17 protein-coding genes and 1 pseudogene are annotated in these 15,548 nt (G+C 58.1%); 17 read left to right on the top strand and 1 reads right to left on the bottom strand.

The annotated features are described in order from the left end of the window. The first annotated feature begins 82 nt into the window (after nucleotides 1-82). Together KU43P_RS06210 and KU43P_RS06215 are read left to right on the top strand one after the other, a co-directional pair. On the top strand, nucleotides 83-1,972 hold the full coding sequence (locus tag KU43P_RS06210; protein WP_317661578.1) for an AAA family ATPase: 1,890 nt from the start codon (nucleotides 83-85) through the stop codon (nucleotides 1,970-1,972). A gap of 144 nt (nucleotides 1,973-2,116) precedes the next feature. Continuing rightward, nucleotides 2,117-2,878 carry a hypothetical protein gene (locus tag KU43P_RS06215; RefSeq protein WP_317661580.1) on the top strand — a complete coding sequence of 254 codons (762 nt, stop codon included), beginning with the start codon at nucleotides 2,117-2,119 and terminating at the stop codon, nucleotides 2,876-2,878. A gap of 175 nt (nucleotides 2,879-3,053) precedes the next feature. Here KU43P_RS06215 and KU43P_RS06220 read toward each other — a convergent pair whose 3' ends face one another. Next, nucleotides 3,054-3,260, bottom strand: a complete 207-nt coding sequence (locus KU43P_RS06220; RefSeq protein WP_317661581.1) for a hypothetical protein — start codon at nucleotides 3,258-3,260, stop codon at nucleotides 3,054-3,056. A 244-nt stretch (nucleotides 3,261-3,504) separates the two neighbouring features. Between KU43P_RS06220 and KU43P_RS06225 the strand changes: the two genes are divergently transcribed. The 15 genes and pseudogenes from KU43P_RS06225 (at nucleotide 3,505) to KU43P_RS06290 (ending at nucleotide 15,539) form a co-directional block, all read left to right on the top strand. Next, nucleotides 3,505-3,831 (top strand): hypothetical protein, encoded by a 327-nt coding sequence (locus tag KU43P_RS06225; RefSeq protein WP_317663931.1) that lies wholly within the window; start codon nucleotides 3,505-3,507, stop codon nucleotides 3,829-3,831. Continuing rightward, on the top strand, nucleotides 3,791-4,537 hold the full coding sequence (locus KU43P_RS06230; RefSeq protein ID WP_317663749.1) for a helix-turn-helix transcriptional regulator: 747 nt from the start codon (nucleotides 3,791-3,793) through the stop codon (nucleotides 4,535-4,537). Before KU43P_RS06225 ends, KU43P_RS06230 begins: the two co-directional genes overlap by 41 nt. A gap of 477 nt (nucleotides 4,538-5,014) precedes the next feature. Further along, on the top strand, nucleotides 5,015-5,353 hold the full coding sequence (locus KU43P_RS06235) for a phage holin family protein (protein ID WP_317661583.1): 339 nt from the start codon (nucleotides 5,015-5,017) through the stop codon (nucleotides 5,351-5,353). 149 nt (nucleotides 5,354-5,502) lie between these two features. Then, entirely contained in the window at nucleotides 5,503-5,862 is a 360-nt protein-coding gene (locus KU43P_RS06240; protein WP_317661584.1) for a hypothetical protein, read from the top strand. Next, a complete protein-coding gene (locus KU43P_RS06245) occupies nucleotides 5,859-6,419 on the top strand; it encodes a phage baseplate assembly protein V (RefSeq protein WP_317661585.1) in 561 nt (186 codons plus the stop codon). The genes KU43P_RS06240 and KU43P_RS06245 overlap by 4 nt, the downstream gene beginning before the upstream one ends. 84 nt (nucleotides 6,420-6,503) lie before the next feature. Continuing rightward, the gene (locus KU43P_RS06250; protein ID WP_317661587.1) at nucleotides 6,504-6,830 is read left to right on the top strand and encodes a GPW/gp25 family protein; all 327 of its coding nucleotides are present in this window, start codon (nucleotides 6,504-6,506) and stop codon (nucleotides 6,828-6,830) included. Further along, a complete protein-coding gene (locus KU43P_RS06255) occupies nucleotides 6,827-7,708 on the top strand; it encodes a baseplate J/gp47 family protein (RefSeq protein WP_317661589.1) in 882 nt (293 codons plus the stop codon). Before KU43P_RS06250 ends, KU43P_RS06255 begins: the two co-directional genes overlap by 4 nt. 4 nt (nucleotides 7,709-7,712) lie before the next feature. Continuing rightward, entirely contained in the window at nucleotides 7,713-8,321 is a 609-nt protein-coding gene (locus KU43P_RS06260) for a phage tail protein I (protein WP_317661590.1), read from the top strand. After that, nucleotides 8,314-9,384: pseudogene (locus tag KU43P_RS06265) on the top strand (phage tail protein); the annotation flags it as partial. The gene KU43P_RS06260 and the pseudogene KU43P_RS06265, both read left to right, overlap by 8 nt. 756 nt (nucleotides 9,385-10,140) lie before the next feature. Beyond that, a complete protein-coding gene (locus tag KU43P_RS26970) occupies nucleotides 10,141-10,884 on the top strand; it encodes a glycine-rich domain-containing protein (protein ID WP_411567247.1) in 744 nt (247 codons plus the stop codon). Between the two features lie 84 nt (nucleotides 10,885-10,968). Further along, nucleotides 10,969-11,292 (top strand): phage tail assembly chaperone, encoded by a 324-nt coding sequence (locus tag KU43P_RS06270; protein WP_317661591.1) that lies wholly within the window; start codon nucleotides 10,969-10,971, stop codon nucleotides 11,290-11,292. A 76-nt stretch (nucleotides 11,293-11,368) separates the two neighbouring features. Further along, the gene (locus tag KU43P_RS06275; protein ID WP_317661592.1) at nucleotides 11,369-12,535 is read left to right on the top strand and encodes a phage tail sheath family protein; all 1,167 of its coding nucleotides are present in this window, start codon (nucleotides 11,369-11,371) and stop codon (nucleotides 12,533-12,535) included. Between the two features lie 13 nt (nucleotides 12,536-12,548). Next, a complete protein-coding gene (locus KU43P_RS06280; RefSeq protein WP_317661594.1) occupies nucleotides 12,549-13,058 on the top strand; it encodes a phage major tail tube protein in 510 nt (169 codons plus the stop codon). A 10-nt stretch (nucleotides 13,059-13,068) separates the two neighbouring features. After that, the gene (locus KU43P_RS06285) at nucleotides 13,069-13,371 is read left to right on the top strand and encodes a phage tail assembly protein (RefSeq protein ID WP_317661596.1); all 303 of its coding nucleotides are present in this window, start codon (nucleotides 13,069-13,071) and stop codon (nucleotides 13,369-13,371) included. Between the two features lie 125 nt (nucleotides 13,372-13,496). Then, nucleotides 13,497-15,539 carry a hypothetical protein gene (locus KU43P_RS06290; protein WP_317661598.1) on the top strand — a complete coding sequence of 681 codons (2,043 nt, stop codon included), beginning with the start codon at nucleotides 13,497-13,499 and terminating at the stop codon, nucleotides 15,537-15,539. Nucleotides 15,540-15,548: the final 9 nt, after the last annotated feature.

The raw sequence follows: 15,548 nt of genomic DNA on the forward strand, positions 1-15,548 counted from the left end.
GGGGACGTTTTTTTGGGGACTGGAGACTTTAAAAAATTAGAGTTATAAAAAGCACTGAAAATGTGACATGCATGGAGTGGCTATGAGGTTCACTAGCAAGCAGGTATATAAAGGGCTGTGGCTCGATGATGGTCTTGAAGTCACAGGGAGTGTTGCCGTGCTCACTGGTAAAAACGGCTGCGGAAAGACTAGGTTTCTTGAGGCTGTGCGAGGAAGTTTCGAGGTGACCATTGAGGGTGAGATTCTAGATCCAAATAATATCTTATATCTCCCTCAAGGTGAAATGCAGGGTAAGTTTGGGGGCGGGTTTTCTGGTGTGGAGCACGAACAAAGAATACAGAGTCTTATTCGATGGTATGGTTTTAATAAAGGGTTTCTGGCTGAGCCATTCAATCCAATAGGGGATAGAGGCTATCCTATGGATTTGCCATATGGCCTCGAGCAATTGCACAAGTCACTAAGCTACGTGGCGTCCAGGCTTAACAAAGATGTGCTTGACTTATCCTCAGAGGAAATACGTCTCAACTTTGTAGAGCCCAATAATTTTGCCGGTCATCTCTCTATAGCTTCGATCTGCAACGAATATATAGTTAGGGAGCGGCAGAATCTCTATCACATGTGGCTCAGTAAGGAGTTTGGCAAAAATGTACTCTGGATTGAGCCGGGCGAGTTTTTGAAGCGATTCGGCACTCCTCCCTGGAGTCTTTTTAATGATATTGTTAAAGAGCTGTTTGATGGTAAATTTTTTATGTCAGAGCCGCTGCTTGATGACGTCTATTCGGACTATCAGCCTGAGTTTTTTGAGGTTGAAACAAAAGCGAAGGTGGAGTTGGAGTCGCTGTCATCTGGTGAAAAAAATTTGCTTTGGATGGCAGTGAGCATATTTAAGCTTCAGTACCAGCGCGGGCCGCTAATCGGTATTCCTAAACTAATTTTAATGGATGAGCCAGATGCGCTGCTTCACCCAAAAATGGTACTAAAGCTGTACTCTGTCATTAGGATGCTGGCTGATCATTTTGGTTGCGTTGTCATTTTTTCCACCCACTCACCGACAACTGTTGCACTGGCATCGGAAGGTGAGGTTTTTAGAGTGGAGAAAAACAAAATAGTTGGGGTTGATAGAGATTCGGCAATCTCGGATCTTCTTGAAGGTGTAAGTCAGATTTCGCTTAATCCGAATAATAGGAGAGAGGTTTTCGTTGAAAGCTTGGCTGATGTTAATGTGTATAGGTATATTTTTGATCGGATGAGGTCTCGGTTTGAAAGTGTTGATCCTAAAATTTCGCTTTCATTCTTGGTCGCTGGGCCGAAAATGAAAGCGGGCCAAGTGGCCGACAAGTTTAGGCAGCATTTCGGTAAGGTTTCTGAAGAGTTGATAGAGAGCTTCTCGGAGAGTCTTAACGGTGTGGGAAATAGCGGTCAAGTAGAGGAGATGGTTCACTCACTCTCTAGTTTGGGGAATAGAAGTGTAAAAGGAGTAATCGATTGGGACCTAAAAAATACACCGTCAAACGGTGTGTCTGTCCTGGGGTATGAACTGTTTTATACTCTTGAAAATATCCTCCTAAATCCAATTTATGTGGTGCGCTTATTGTATAGGTTGCAGCCTCGTCTTTATGATTTTGAGAGGTTCTGTGGTGAGAGTTTGTCTGTGGAGGAATGGAAGGAGGATTATAATCTGTTACAAAGAACTGTTGATTCATTCATTGAGGAGGTGTTGGGTAGTGGGGAGGATGATTGCGGAGAGATTGAGTTTCTTTCCGGTGGGTCTATTAAGGTTCGGTCGGACTTTTTAAGGCATCAAGGACATAAGTTGAAGGGCATGATTGTTGAAAAGTTTCAGGTGCTTAAGTCCTGTGATAAGAGGGAGGGGGACCTACTGCTGGAGTTGACACGTGTAATGATTGATGATTTTGGTTGGAGATTTGTGCCTAAGGTTTTCGATAAGTTGTTTTGCGAACTGCAGTCGTAAGGATTGGATGGTCTGTCGGTCGAGTCGCACGGTTTAAAATTCCCATCCCTTCTTTGCCTGGGGGTTCGCTATAGTGTTCGATGCGTCTTGTGCTTTAGTGTGAAGAGGGAAGATCTCTGGTATAAGTACGGCTTTGGAGTGAAGATGGGTAGCTTAGGTTATTTCGAAGAGGTTTTTGGTAAGCATGGCTTGATGATCCCAGTATTTTCTAATTTTGGGATTTTGCAGGATCTTTGCGCAGAACTGGCTGGAGTAGAAAATCCATCTGATGAAGAGATTCAAAGTGTTCTGTCAATGGTTTATACCCCGGGGCATTTAGCTGCTATGGTTCTCTCCCGGTATCCTACCGTGCCGTTTGTTTCGGATTTTAAAGTGTCGATAGCTGAGTCGGTAGAAGCACATTTTTTAGGTCTAGGTCATGTAGCAGTCGCTGGACTTATGCCGGTGGTTGAAGGGGTTGGTCGTAGATTATATGAGCATAAAAAGCTAGGGCCGCGTCGGGGGAATGGGATTGTAAATAGATTTAATGCGCTCACGGATTTTGCCATCGCGGAGGTAAATGAGCGGAAGCTTGGAGATTATGCAGAGGTGCATTCAATGTTGAATTCGTTTAGGGTGTTTTTGGGTGGTTTTTTTTACTCGGACTCTGAAGTGTACCCGATAAGCGATAAAACAAATCGTAATGGCGTAACACATGGTGCCTATGATGATGGCGATTTTGGAAGTCCTTTAAATTTCTATAAAACTTTAGGGGCGATCGATATGCTTTGCTTAATTGCTAGCTTTCAAGTGTTTCCTCCAAAGGCAACGCCAGAGAGCAATGCGTTAGCAATGCATTATCAAAGTATACGGAATTTAAATAATTATAGTCGAGATAAGTGGAGTAAATTCTTTGCGGAGCCCTAAGGCAAAAGATAGATGCTTGTCCAGCGCATCAACGTCGTGCACAAAGGGGCTAGATGAATGACCGGCGGCGCACTTTCAGAAATACTGCCCCAATCCATCATCGGTGGCAGTCACGCTGCAGGGGCCGGCTCGGCCGCCCGATGGAGCATCGGAGGTAGTGGGCACCTTTGCTGATTCAAGCTCGGAGGCGCTCGATCCCGACCGAGATTGCTTCCGAGTGGGTGTCCAGCGTCATCAGGGCTACCATGACGTTGTCATGGATATGGATCGAGCCACGTTGACTAACCCAGAGGGACAGCTCTTCTAGTGCTGCTCTGATGGCAGTTTGGTTGAGTAGCAGCAGCTCCAGGGTGTCTGCTGTGATTTCGGCTTTCTCGTCCATGATAGGCTCCCAATACCGTAGATATTTTTAGGGCAAATTTAGGGCAGATTCTGGGACGCCTGAGGCCAGAATGGGCCATTTGCTCAGGTGAGAATAACCGTTTTTACTGGCCTATAGTGGCCCACCGAGCATGTCGGGCGGGTTCAAATCCCTATCCTTAGTTAAGGCAGGGATCAATGCAGGCCCTGGCTCGGCCTCCATGGGCGAGAGCGGGTCTGACCTTGGGGCAAAAATGGGGCAAACCATGCGCCATTTCATGCCAATCTATGCCAATGCATACGCTTATGCTGCAAGCCTCAAAGGCGCTCAAGTCCCAGTTCTGCGGGGCTTTGGCGCCTTTTCACGTTACTACTCAAGCACAATCGGTGTGTGTGCGGAAAGATCAGACATTCAGGGCCTTACAGCGGGTGATCTGGTTGGCGATTGTGAAACCGGCAATGGTACAGGCTTTTTCAACGAGATGCAGAAAGAGCCCATGGGGCATGAGCGCGCAGCAAGGTGCGTTGCATTTCATGCCGCGCGCCTGCATTATGCACGCTATGCAAAAACGCAACGTAGCCACCGTACTTAGAGAACTGCTCGACCGCCACGGCCTGTCCCCGACGGAGCTGCACCGGCGCACGGGCGTACCGCAATCCACCCTGTCGCGTATTCTCGGCGGCAAGATCGTCGACCCGTCAGACAAGCACGTGTCGAAGATCGCCGACTATTTCGGAGTCAGCACCGAGCAGTTGCGTGGCCGTGCCGCACTTGGCCAGTCACACGAGGCCGCGCTGCCGGCCCATGGCCATGCGGACCTCGGCGACATCAGCCTGTGGGACGATGAAACCCCCGTCGAGGACGACGAGGTGTCGGTACCCTTTCTTCGCGAGGTCGAATTGGCAGCAGGATCAGGAAGATTCGTCATCGAAGAGAGCGAGCGCGCGCGCTTGCGCTTCGGCAAGCGCAGCCTGCGCCACAATGGCGTTCAGTTCGATCAGGCCAAGTGCGTGACGGTCCGCGGCAACAGCATGCTGCCGGTGTTGCGCGATGGCGCCACGGTCGGGGTCAATACCGGCAAGTGCTCGATTGGCGACATCATCGATGGCGACCTTTACGCCATCAACCACAACGGCCAGCTGCGGGTGAAACAGGTCTATCGACTGCCCACCGGCATTCGCCTGCGTAGCTTCAACCGTGACGAACACCCCGATGAAGACTACAGCTTCCAGCAGATGCAGGACGAGCAGATCAGCCTGCTCGGGCATGTGTTCTGGTGGGGCATGTACGCCCGCTAAATACCCCCAGCTTCAAGAAAACCCGCCTCGGCGGGTTTTTTTTCGCCTGAAGAAAAGGCCTACAAGGCAGATGGTGCAAGGCCTCCATGCATATCAGCAAAATCCAGTGCATAGAAATTTCAAGAAATGCATTGACTGCATATGCATGAATGCATAGCCTGTGTCTCAAGCCGGACGGAAACCGGTTGTTACACAGGCAGCGATGGACAGGCCTCAACTGTCCAGAGGGTTGGCAACTGGCCCGGGTGTGCAGCGTAAAGCACCACGATCAGTTTTCCGGCGGGCAGGTTGCCGCGGTCGGAGTCAATAACTTGAAGCGTAACCGCTCGGTGTCACCAGTCGTGGCCGGCGGTTGGACAACGCATTACTGAAAAGCCTGCCTCGCCGGGCTTTTTGGAATGCCGGGTCTTTGAACTCAGAGTACCCACAACCCGCCTGTTGGCTCCCGCCAACAGGCATTACACAGGAGACAGGACAGTGACGAACGAGCAACAAGCGTTACTGGAGATGCCGCTCTGGCTGGTGATCGTCCTGGCATTGCTGGGCGGCCTGAGCGGCGAGATGTGGCGGGCCGACAAGGCCGGCGCTACCGGCTGGTCACTGCTGAGGCGGCTGGCGCTGCGCTCCGGGGCCTGCATGGTCTGCGGGGTATCGACGGTGATGCTGCTGTATGCCGGCGGCCTGTCGATCTGGGCAGCCAGCGCATTCGGCTGCATGACTGCAGTAGGCGGCGCCGATGTGGCGATGCGGCTGTATGAACGCTGGGCAATTCGGCGTTTGGGCTTGCGCGACAGTACGCAGACCGATGAGCGATAGGAGGAATATGCATGAGCGAATTGTCTACTTTGCATTCGGCAGTGACGGCAACCATTCGTAGGGCGATGCCGGAGCTGGCTTCAGTCGATGCTTATACGGCTGTAGGAAATGCACCGGAACGGCCGGCGCTACGTCATGGCATCGTGCGTATGACGGCCGACGCAGCACCACGGGATGGTCGCTCGGTACTGGTCGCCACCTTCGAGGCGGACATCACGGCCGACAGCGCCAACCCCGAAGCACGCCTGCAGGGCAGCCTGCTGGCCGCGCAATTGATGGACTTGCTGCGCCAGCAGCATTGGGCGCTGGACTTCGTCGAGGCCAGCCGCAATGTCCAGGCGCAGTTCGAAGGCAGCGCCTGGACTGTGCGCTGGGATCAGCCGGTGCTGCTCGGCGATCCGAACTGGAACTGGCCGGACCAGCCTCCCGGCAGCCTGATGCTGGGCTTTGCGCCCGACATAGGCCTGGACAATGAAGCGCATTACATTGCCCCGGAGACGCTGACATGAGCTACGTCAGCGCCATGCATGACCGCATGCTGGCGTGCCTGCTCATACCCTGCCGGGTGGTTGCGCTGGACCTTGACGCCGCCCGGGTGCGGGTATCCGATGGCAGCGGCTGGACCAGCGCCTGGTTGCGCTGGCATGCCCAGGCCGCCGGGCAGGCCCGCCACTGGCGGGCGCCCAGCGTGGGTGAGCAGGGCGTGTTGCTCAGCCCCAGTGGCGAGCCGGCCCAGGGTACTTTCATCGCCGGCCTCTATGGCAACGCCGGTAGCGCTGCAGACAACCGCGGGCACGTCGAGGTGTGGCGTTTTGCCGATGGCGGCTCGCTCAGCTACGACTGGCAGGCCAGTCATTACGACATCCAGCTGCCGGGCGGTAACGCCACCGTCCGGGTCGGCGACAGCACCGTGCAGGTCAGTGACGGCGCAATCAGCCTGCAGGCCGCCGCGATCAAACTCACGGGCAATGTCACCGTCGACGGTCCGCTGCAGGTCAGCGGCGATATCAACGGCGGTGGGCGGATCATCGACACCGCCGGCAACACCGCTAACCACAAACATTGAATCAAGCCCGCCACTGCGGGCTTTTTCATGCCTGGAGAATGCCATGCAAACCCATGAACAGGGCGCTGCCACGGGAGGTGCGCCATGATCGGCCTGGACCGCCGCACCGGCCAGCCACTGGCCGGCATCGGCCACCTGCGCCAGTCCATCGAAGACATCCTTGGCACACCGTTGGGCAGCCGCCGCATGCGGCCCGAGTACGGCAGCCAGCTGCGGCGCTTTGTCGACCTGCCCGTCAACGAGGGCTGGAAGAGCGCCGTGCAGGCCGAGGTGGCCCGCGCGCTAGGCCGGTGGGAACCACGCCTGCAGCTTGAGCGGGTGACGGTGGTCGCGGTGCTCGATGGCCAGGTCAGCCTGGCGCTGAAAGGCCGCTACCTGGGCGACGACGCCCTGCTGGAGGTGAGCCTATGAGCCAGGTCGACCTGTCGAAACTGCCAGCGCCACAGCTACTGGAAGATCTCGATTTCGAAGCGCTCTACCAAGCTGACCTGGAGACTTTCCGCGAATACCTGGGCGATGCCTGGACCGCCAACCTGGAAAGCGACCCGGTCACCAAGCTGCTCGAGGTAGGTGCCTACCGCAAGCTTCTAAACCGCGCCCGCATCAATGATGCCGCCAAGGCGCTGTTGCTGGCTTATGCCCAGGGCAGTGACCTGGACCAGTTGGCGGCGAACGTCAGCCTGCAGCGCCTGGTGATCCAGGTCGAAGACCTGAGCAGCGTGCCCCCCATCGAAGCGCTACTGGAATCGGACGACGCCCTGCGCGAGCGAGTGCAGCTGGTTTACGAAGGCCTGACCACTGCCGGCCCGCGCAACAGTTACATCCTGCATGCCCGCAACGCCTCGGGGCAGGTGGCTGACGCCACCGCCGAAAGCCCGTCGCCGGCGGTGGTGGATGTGACCGTGCTGGGCCTTGAGGGTGATGGCAAGGCCAGCGCCGAGCTGCTGGTGCAGGTGGCTGCCTACCTCAATGACGACGACATTCGCCCGGTCGCCGACCGGGTCAATGTGCGCAGCGCCGAGGTACTGCCGTATCGCATCGATGCCGTGCTCTATTTCGCCGACAGCGGGCCCGAGTACGAGGCGATTCTCGCCGAGTGCCAGCGTCGCCTGGAAGCCTGGGTCAACCCGCGACGGCGCCTGGGGGTTGAGGTGGCCCGCTCGGGTATCGACGCCCAGCTGCACATCGATGGCGTCAGCCGGGTGGAGCTGAACAACTGGGCCGACATTCGGCCGAGCAAGGCGCAGGCAGCCTGGTGCAGCGGTTTCACCTTGACGCGGGGAGGCTGACGACATGCAGAGTCTATTGCCGCTCAACCGTACAGCGTTGGAGTGCGCCATCGAACGTGCGGCCGACGAAGACCTCAAGGTCAGCCTGCGGCTGCTCTACAGCCCGGACAGCTGCCCCGCCCACCTGCTTTACCACTTGGCCTGGGCATGGTCGGTGGACCGCTGGGAAGACAGCTGGAGCGATGAGATCAAGCGTTCGGTGATCCGCTCGGCGTTCTTCGTTCACGCTCACAAAGGCACCCTCGGTGCCCTAAGGCGGGTGGTGGAGCCCTTCGGTTACCTGATCGAAGTACAGGAGTGGTGGCAAGCCACGCCGCCCGCGCAGGCGGGCACCTTCACCTTGAAGGTCGGCGTTTCCGATGCGGGCATCAGCGAAAGCACCTACCAGGAACTGTCATCGCTGATCGATGACGCCCGCCCGGTCAGCCGCCACCTGACGGGCCTGGTGATCAGCCTTGAAAGCCGTGGCGCCCTTCATGTCGGCTGCGCGATCCAGGACGGCGACGAATTGGACATCTACCCGTTGGCGCCGCGTGACATCGAGGTCGCCGGTGCCATAGGCCGCGGCGGCCGCGAACATACAATCGATACCTTGGACATAGCACATGGTTGACCAGACTTCTCAGTTCTACGCCATCCTCACCAACGTGGGCGCGGCGAAACAAGCCAACGCGGATGCCTTGGGCATCGCATGGAAAATCACCCAGATGGGCGTCGGCGATGCCAACGGTACCGACCCCACCCCCAATGCCACCCAGACCAGCCTGATCAACGAATGGCGCCGCGCGCCCTTGAATCAGTTGAAGGTGGATGACAAGAACAGCGCGATCATCATTGCCGAGCAGGTGATTCCGGCCGATGTCGGTGGCAAGTGGATTCGCGAAATCGCGCTGTACGACACTGATGGCGACATGGTCGCCGTGGCCAACTGTGCGCCGACCTACAAGCCACTGTTGAGTCAGGGTTCCGGACGTACCCAGGTGGTGCGGATGAACCTGGTGGTCAGCAGCGCCAGCAACGTGCAGTTGAAGATCGATCCGGCGGTGGTGCTGGCGACTCGGGAGTGGGTTACCGAAGAGTTGGCCAGGCAGGATTTCAAGCATTCGGTGTTGGTTGCAACTACTGCGAATATCACCTTGAGTGGACTGCAATCGGTTGATGGTGTTGCGCTTGCTGTTGGGGTGCGGGTGCTGGTGAAGAACCAGGCGGTGGCGAAGGATAATGGAATTTATCAAGTGGCCGCCGGTGCATGGGCCCGCAGTAGCGATGCGGATACCGATCCCAAGGTAACTCCGGGAATGTTGGTGCTGGTAGAGCGCGGGACGGTCAACGCTGACAGCGCATGGCAACTGGTGACTGATGCGCCGATTACTTTGGGTGTAACTGCCTTGGCCTATGAAATGGCCTTTGGCCGCACTGGTGTGGCTGCAGGCACTTATCGCAGCGTGACGGTGGATGCCAATGGCCGGGTAACCGCTGCGACTAACCCGACCACGGTGGCGGGTTATGGGTTGACCGACGTTTACACGAAGACCCAAATTGATCAGGCCCTTGGTCTCAAAGCTGCACTGGTCAGCCCAGCGTTTACCGGTGTACCGAGTGGCCCTACAGCGGCAGCGGGTACCAATTCAACTCAACTTGCCAGTACTGCATTTGTGCAGGCTGCCATCGCCGCATTGGTTGCGTCTTCGCCTGCAGCCCTGGATACCTTAAACGAACTGGCCGCGGCCCTGGGCAATGACCCAAATTTCGCGGCCACCATGACTAATGCACTTGCATTGAAGGCCCCCTTAGCTAGCCCCGCCTTCAGTGGGGCACCAACTGCTCCGACACTATTGGGGACAGATAAGAGCACGAGGTTAGCGAGCGCAGCGACCGTGCGAGCGATCATGGCTCAATATGGTATGGCATCGGGAGCGGTCAACTACGTCGGCAGCATCGATTCGCTAAACGAGACGGGCATCTACCTGGTCACCAGCGCCACTTCCGGAACAAAACCGGAGAGTACTGCGCAAGTAGGGGGAGGGCAAATTCCACAGGGTACAGTTCTTCATTTGGAGCGCGGTAGCAGCAACATGGCTACTCAAATGTGGGATTCACTGATCAATACGACCTCGCCGATAACCTGCTTGCGAACCAGGAACTCAGCCGGAGTTTGGACGTCCTGGCAAGCAATAGTGACCACAGCCGGGACGATTACACCTGCGCGAGGTGATGCAAGCTCGAAGGTTGCAACAACTCAATTCGTTAGAGAGGCAGGTTTAAATTTCCCGACGCAAAGAGTGTGGCTGGAAAGTGGCGATACGCTGAAGCAGGCTCATGCGGGTGCTCATGTGTCCATGGGGTATTCAGGTACGTGGACAGGTGAACTAAATCTGCCGCCGACAGGTATCGGCATAGGCTCGATTTTCACTATGAGTGTTAGCTCAGGTATGGGAACACTAGTAGTAAATGCCCCCGCAGTACCTGGATATATCGCCGTTGGTACAAATGCTCTCAAGACCATCACTCTCACCCATCAAGATCCACCTCTACAGCTAGTGTGTCTTGCGGATGGCGTATACCAAGTGCTGTGTGCAAGTGCCTTCTCTATATCAAGCAACAACTTTCCTTATAGATCGAAAATTTTTTACAAAGTTGCCGGTATCTATCAATGGACGGTACCGACAAATGTCACCCGGGTTTCGGTACATGTTCGCGGAGGGGGGGGCAGTGGCTCATTCGTTATCGACTCTGTGTCACGTGGTGCCGGTGGTGGCGGTGCTGGCGGTGTATGCGAACGATTCTGTGCAGTTACGCCCGGTAGTGTCATTACTGTCACCGTCGGTGCGGGCGGCACTGCCGTAACGACTGATGGTGAAGCGGGCATTACCGGAGGCACATCCTCATTTGGTACGTTTTGCTCTTCAACGGGCGGCCGAGGCGGTAACGTGAACGGCGGCGCTGCAGGTGGGGTTGGTATTGGGGGGGACTTCAACGCCTCGCTAGGAATGGGCTTTCCGCCGGTTCGAAATCTCAACAATACGGGGTCTTGGGGAGGGCAAGGAGGGGGTGGTGAGAGCATCTTCGCGGCTGCGGACTCAGCACTTCTGACACAGCCTGGCATGGGCGGCGGCGGACGATCTATTACCAGGTCACAACCTGGAGTTGATGGTTGCGTGATTATCACTTATTGAGGTCACATTATGTGGGCACTAGTAATAGATGGTGTTGTAACAGACATAACGGCATCCAGTCCCGAGGGCCGGTTTCACCCTGACATGGATTGGAAGTTTAGCAGTGTAAATGTTCAGCCAGGATGGCTGTACGCAAATGGCGAATTTGCAAAGAAGGTAGAACAGTTGGACGAGCGGATGTCCGCGGAGCGCGAATGGCGTGACGGCGAATTAGTTGCTCGCCAATGGTTGCGCGATAGGCATCGAGATGAGCAGGACCTGAACATTCCCACATCAATCAGCAACGAGCAGTTCGTGGAGCTTCTGGAGTATATGCAAGCACTTCGAGAATGGCCCAATTCTCAATCATTTCCCACTGTTGCAATGCGGCCAATCTCACCGATCTGGCTTGAGTTGATCAAACCATAACGCTCCGCCACCGGCGCGTTTTTTGTAACACCATCCAGGCCCTGCACCGCAGGGCCTTTTCACATCTGGAGACTTTATGAGCGGATTCTTCCACGGCGTCACCGTGACAAACGTCGACACCGGCGCCCGCAGCATCGCGCTGCCTTCTTCCTCGATCATCGGCCTGGTCGACACCTTCACCGAAGGCGCTGGCACCACCGCCAAGGCCAACGACCTGGTGCTGATCACCAGCGAACGTGAAGCCGTCGCCGCGTTCGGCGAAAACGCGGCCATCACCAAAGCCTGCCGTGCCATCTACACCCGCGCCAAGGCTGTCATCGTCGCCTGCGGCGTGGCCAAGTTCGAAGACGCCGCCGAGCAGACCGCAGCCATCATCGGCACGGTGCAGGCCGACGGCAAGCGCACTGGCCTGCAGGCGCTGCTCGACGGCAAGAGCCGTTTCAACGCCCAGCCCCGCTTGCTGGCTGCACCACGCCACACCGCCACCCAGGCCGTCGGCACTGCCTTGGTCGCCCTGGCCGACAAGCTGCGCGGCATTGCCATCATCGACGGCCCCAACACCACCGACGAAGCGGCCATCGACTATGCCAAAAACTTCGGTGCCAAGCGTGCCTTCCTGGTCGACCCCGGCGTGCAGTACTGGGACAACGGCGAGGAAGCCACCGTCGATGCGCCCGGCTCGGCCTGGGTGGCCGGCCTGTTCGCCTGGACCGACCGCGAATACGGCTTCTGGGCCTCGCCATCGAACAAAGAGTTCGTCGGCATCACCGGTACCACCCGCCCGGTGGAGTTCCTCGATGGCGACGACACCTGCCGCGCCAACCTGCTGAACAACGCCAACATCGCCACCATCATCCGTGACGACGGCTTCCGCCTGTGGGGCAACCGCACCTTGTCCAGCGACCCTAAATGGGCCTTCGTCACCCGCGTGCGGACAATGGACATCGTCATGGACGCGATCCTCTACGGGCACAAATGGGCCGTCGACCGGTCCATCACCGCCACCTACGTCAAGGACGTGACCGAAGGCCTGCAAGCCTTCATGCGCGACCTGAAGAACCAGGGCGCGATCATCAACTTCGAGGTCTTCGCCGACCCGGAGCTGAACACTGCCAGCCAGCTCGAGCAGGGCAAGGTGTACTGGAACATTCGCTTCACCGACGTGCCGCCTGCCGAAAACCCCAATTTCCGCGTTGAAGTCACCAACCAGTGGCTGACCGAAGTCCTCGATTCCGCCGCTTAAGGAGCGCATCTACATGGCAATGATTCCCGAAACCCTGGCCAACCTGAACCTGTTCGTCGATGGCGTCAGCTTCCAGGGCGATGTACCCAGCCTGACGCTGCCCAAGCTCACCCTGAAAATGGAGGAGCACCGCCCCGGCGGCATGGACATGCCGGTCGAGATGGACCTGGGCATGGAGAAGCAGGAAGCGGCCTTCACCACCAGCGGCGTGCGCCGCGAAGCGCTGAAGTTCTTCGGCCTGGCTGATGGCAGTGGATTCAACGGCACCTTCCGCGGTGCGTTCAAGGGTCTCAAGGGCAAGATCAACCCGGTGATTGTGACCCTGCGTGGCACGCTGAAAGAAATCGACATGGGTGATTGGAAATCCGGCGACAAGGCCGAGATCAAGCACAGCGTCGGCCTGACCTACTACAAGCTCGAAGTCGATGGCCGCCTGGTCTACGAGATCGATGCACTGGGCATGAAGCGGGTCATCGACGGTGTCGACCAACTGGCCACCCAGCGCGCCGCGCTCGGTTTGTAAGGAGGCGAACATGGCTCAAGCGAAAAAGCAGCCGCAGTGGCTGACCCTGAATGCCGACCGCGTCACCGTGCGCCTGTCGCGCCCCAGCGAGGCTAATGGCGTGCTGGTCGACAGCCTGTCGCTGCGGGCACCGACCGTGCGTGATATCCGCAACGCCCAAGCCGGTGGCTCTGGCGATGACGAGCAGCGTGAGCTGAACCTGTTCGCGTCGCTGGCCGAAGTCGGCATCAAGGACCTCGAAGGCCTTGCCCTGAAAGACTATGGCCGCCTGCAAAGCGGCTATTTTCGCCTGGTGCAGGACGACGAACTTTGACCCGGCCCGGCAGAAGGCCGCCGCCAGGCGGCTGGCCAAGGAGCTGAACTTTTCCGCGAGCGAAATCATGGCCATGTCGTTTAGCGACATGGTCTGGTGGCTCGCGCCGTGACAAGGAGGAACCTATGGCTAACACACAGGTGTTGACCCTCGGGCTCGGCGTCACCGTCATCAATCCCCTGGGGCAGGCCATCGACTTGCTGCGCCGGGATGTCGAACGCCTGCGCAGGCAGGTCGACGACACTCGGCTCGGCAGGCTCGTCGGCGAGGTGATCCGACTGGGGCTGGAGCTCGGTAAGGTACGTCAGGTCGAGCGCCAGCTAGCGCTCGACCAAGAGCAGCAACACGAAGAGCAGGTCGCCCGGTTGGGTGATGAGATTGATGCTGTCGAGCGTTTGCGTAGGCATTATCTGCTGCTGGACCAGGTGATCGCTGGGATGACGCGGTTACAGCCGCTGCCCGGTCAATGGGCGATCAATGTTTTGCAGCCGCCGCCGTATGCGGCAACTGATGCTGCAACACCCAAGCCGCAAGCCGCCGAGCAGCCGACCTCGGTAACTAACGTCAACGCCAACGTGCCCCTGGCCAGAGGTGTGGCGGCTGCAGCAGGGATGGGCTTGGCGGCGCTGGCCGGCAGGTATGGAGCGCGTGAAATCATCCGGCGCCAACCCCGTGACACTCAGCGAAGGATCGCCAGGGGCGCCCGTAAGGAATGGCAGGAGAACCGTGTCGATGCCATCGGCAAGGTCGGCAAGGCGCTGATCTCCGGCGAGGACGGAAAGGAGAAAGCACAAGGAGTCGGTGCTGCTGTTGGCGAAATCGGTGGTCGTGTGCTGGGGGCGGTGCTGCCTTTGCTCAGCAAGAGCAAGTCGGCCAGAAAGCATGGAGCCAAACTGGGCGGCTATCTGGGGGAGGCAGTGGGTGAACTGGCTGGCGGCAAACTGTATGCCTGGGCCACCCAGGAGACGGACGCCGAGATCGGTGCTCCCGATGCAGTGGCGAGTGCAGTGACGGGCGAACAAGCAGGTAAACGGCCAGAGGCACCCGCAGGCAGGGCTGTCGCCATGGCCAGCGGACTGTTGGCAGTCGCAGGTTATGCCGCTTACAACAGGCGCCGGCGTTTGCCAGCCGACACCCGACAACGGATTGCGCGCGTGACCCGCAAGGAATGGCGGGATAACCGTATGGACACCGCTGGCAAGATCGGCCAAGCCCTCATTACCAGTGAGGACGGTGAGGAACGGGCCAGTGGCGTGGGAGCTGCTGTCGGTGAAATGGGCGGCAGGCTGCTTGGCGCTGCCTTGCCCCATTTGACTCGGAACCGATGGGGCCGCACACACGGTGCCAAGGTAGGAGGTTACCTGGGTGAGGCGCTAGGAGCGCTGGCCGGTAGTGGCCTGTTCAACTGGGCTGTCCAGGCTAGCAACACGCAGGGTGAGGCGCTTTCAGCAGTTGACGAGGCGGCAGCGCCGCCGCCCGGCGAACAGGCCCCCACTGCGCAAAAGCCCGAAATTCCAGCAGCTCCTCTGGTTGCAATGGCAGGGGCAGGCCTGCGCATGCCGGCTGCCGCAAAGCTGCTCAAGCGGGTCCCAGGCGCAGCGCTGCTGGATGCCACATCGCAGATCGTGCACACCTACAACAGCGACGGTACGCCTGCGCAGAAGCTGGAAGGCTACGGCACGGCCGTCGGTGGTCTGGGTGGCAGCCTTGCGGGTGCAGCAGCAGGGGCTGCGATCGGCTCGGTGGTCCCCGGTTTCGGCACCCTGATCGGCGCTCTTATCGGTGGCGCGGTGGGCGGCATGGGGGGCGAGGGTGTTGGTGGGTGGCTGGGCAGGGCGGTGGCTTCGGTCACCCAGGATGCGGAGCCAGCCGCCGGCAAGTCCGCGGCAAAGTCACCCGGCCAGGCATCCCCGGCGCAAGGCCTCGAGGATGTCTCCCCACCGCGGCCTGCGGCTTCAGTGCAATGCTCGCGGTCCGCGTCGCAGGCTGAAGCGCCCCCCGTCATCAACCAGCAGTTCACGTTCACCGCGAACATGCCGGTGACCTTCAACAACAGCCTCAACGACCCGACCACCCGGCAGCAACTGGAAGCCATCACCCGTCGCGTGCTCGACGACCTGATGCGTCAGGCGCGATCGGTGCAAATGGCCGATCAACCCCAACCATGAGGAGTACCC

This window comes from Pseudomonas sp. KU43P, assembly GCF_033095865.1.
GTDB lineage: Bacteria > Pseudomonadota > Gammaproteobacteria > Pseudomonadales > Pseudomonadaceae > Aquipseudomonas.